This is a genomic window from Paraburkholderia humisilvae (assembly GCF_902859855.1).
Taxonomy (GTDB): Bacteria; Pseudomonadota; Gammaproteobacteria; order Burkholderiales; family Burkholderiaceae; genus Paraburkholderia; species Paraburkholderia humisilvae.
Map to the genome: position 1 here is coordinate 1 of NZ_CADIKH010000480.1, position 569 is coordinate 569.

General features: G+C 58.0%; 1 protein-coding gene. It reads left to right on the forward strand.

Going from position 1 to position 569, the window contains the following annotated elements; all coding sequences use genetic code 11:
- A partial coding sequence (locus HV796_RS43155; RefSeq protein ID WP_175233661.1) for an IS6 family transposase occupies positions 1–515 on the forward strand: 515 nt, incomplete at its 5' end.
- Between the last annotated feature and the right edge of the window lie 54 nt (positions 516–569).

Here is a 569-nt window from a genome sequence, read left to right on the forward strand (position 1 = left end):
GGAATCGGTTTGGCACACCCGCAGGCCGGTCCTGGCGCGTTGACGAGACCTATCTGAAGATTCGCGGCAGATGGGTTTATCTGTATCGGGCGGTGGATCGGGCCGGCCAGACGGTAGACTTCATACTCAGGGCGAGACGCGATGTGGCCGCAGCCAGAGCCTTTTTCAGCAAGGCTATCAGGCATCAGGGCCAGCCGCCAGAGACGATCACGCTCGATGGCTACGCTGCCTCGCACCGGGCGGTACGCGAGATGAAGGCCGACGGCCTGTTGCCTGAAGACACGAAGGTCCGGTCCTCGAAATATCTGAATAACCTGATCGGGCAGGACCACCGACACACCAAATCCAGAACAAATGTGATGCTCGGCTTCAAACGGTTCAGGAGCGCTGCGACCACGATTTCATGCCTCGAGTTGATGCATCGCATTCGCAAAGGTCAGTTCGACCTCGCGAAGCTCGGCCTCGGGGATGCCGCCACGCCCACCGTATGGGATGCTGTCCTGTCAACTCGATAAGGCATCCTTTATATCAGAAACTGCTCAACTCGCTTATCTATTTGCACCAGAGCC